A 1,807-nucleotide genomic window follows, 5' to 3' on the forward strand; every position below is an offset into this window, starting at 1 on the left:
CCCGCCGAGGCGCCCCGCCCCGGCGCCACCGTGTCACCGCGGTCCGCCCGGCCGGTCGTGTCCGCGGTGCCACCGCCTCCGACGGCGCCGTCCCGGGCTGCACCGTCCCGGGCTGCATCGTCCCGGGCTGCACCGTCCGGATCGGCGCCGCGCGTTCCGGGGCCACCGGCGTCCCCGGTGACCCCTCGAACCCCGAGGTCCCCCGCGAGTGCGAGGAGGAACGGGACGAGGACGAACGCTCCGGTCGCCGGCACGGCGACACCGGAGTCGGTGATGACGAGACCGACACCGAGGGCCGTGGCGATCGCGAGGAACCCGTGGTGGAGCGTGCGGTCGGCGAAGAGATCCGGCAGCGGCCCGTCCCACAGACCGAGGAATCGGCTGCCGGCGAGCCGTCCGCCGAAGGACTGCCCCCCGGTCGCCGTCGACAAGTGGGCGCCACGCAGATAGGAGAGGAACACGAGCACGGTGACGAGGGCGAGCGGCAGGACGATCGCGAGCGCCGGATTGATCGCGACGATATTGAGATTCGCGCCGAGTTTCCGGCCGATGATCTCGACGAGCTCCCCGCTGAGGGCCTGTCCGAAGAACCGCCCGAAATGCGACTGCTGGGACTCCGGCCGCAGGTGGTCGAGCCCGGCGACCGCGACGATCGCCCCGAGCGACACGAGGCCGATGAGCCCGAGCCGCCAGATGTTGAGCCGGATGCCGGCGACGAGCGCGGCGAGGACGAGGAACCCGGCGAGCACCGCGATCGTGCCACCGAACTTCGCACCCCATGCGGGATTGCCGAGTGTGCCGACGGACGCGAGGCCGACGAGGGCGATGAGCCACAAGGCGGTCGTCCGCCTCCCCGCCCGCACGAGGTGTCCGGCGAGCACCCCGAGCGCGAGGAACACCGCGACGATGAAGACGGCCACGCCCTGGTTCCCGAGCCCGTAGAAGCGTCCGGCGACGATCGGGTTGTACCCCATGAGGCTGTCGTACTGGAGGTGCGAACCGACCGCGATGTCCCCGGCGAGCACGACCGCGGTGACGAGGGAGACGGCCGTGATCCGGCCGCGCCACGTGTGGCGCCACGGACCGAGCACGGCAACGGCGACGAGTGCGAGGGTGCCCGCGGCGATCGCGAGGCCGAGGCCCGCCTCGGGCACGGGGAAGCGTGACCACGGCAGGACCCCGGCGAGGAACGATCCCATGGGCACACATCCGAGCACGAGCCCGACCCAGGCGAGCACGCGGGTGCGGATGCGGCGGAAGGCGGCCCGCGTCTCGGGGGAGCGGCGTGGCGCGAGCCCCGCGGCGAACACGACGCCGAGCGCGAGCACGAGGACGTAGAAGGCGACGTCGAGGAAGACGGAGAAGGTCTGGGCGCTCTTGTGGATGGTCGCCGACCGCGTGGCGTCCGCCTGTACGTGGGCGACGCGATCGGCCACCGGGGCGTCCGAGGCGGTCGTCGTGAGCGGGTCGACCGCAGCACCGGCCGGGGTCGAGGTGATCCCAGCGGCGGTGAGCACGGTGCCGCTGAGGTCGGTGAGCTGGAGGAGGTCGTCCTGGCGGGTCGTCGTGCTCCCGAGGTAGCCGGGGTTCTCGACGCCGGATCCGGCGCGGATCACCGCGCGCAGCCGGGAGGGGCGGGCGGAGTCCGCGAGGCCGGCGACGAACACCTGGGTCTGGGCGAGCGGCACCTCGTCGAGGTAGGCGCCGAGAGCGGCGTCGACCGCCGCGACCTGCGCCTCGTGCGAGGGCGAGGGGAGGAACTGCGCCGGGGTGTCCCCGGTCTCGTCGGCCGCCGCGGCGACCGGGT

1 pseudogene is annotated in these 1,807 nt (G+C 73.7%); it reads right to left on the reverse strand.

Annotation, left to right across the window (positions count from 1 at the left end):
* A pseudogene (locus tag ABD172_RS03180) lies at window positions 1-1,807 on the reverse strand (hypothetical protein); the annotation flags it as partial.

Source organism: Brevibacterium samyangense (assembly GCF_039529845.1).
GTDB lineage: Bacteria > Actinomycetota > Actinomycetes > Actinomycetales > Brevibacteriaceae > Brevibacterium > Brevibacterium samyangense.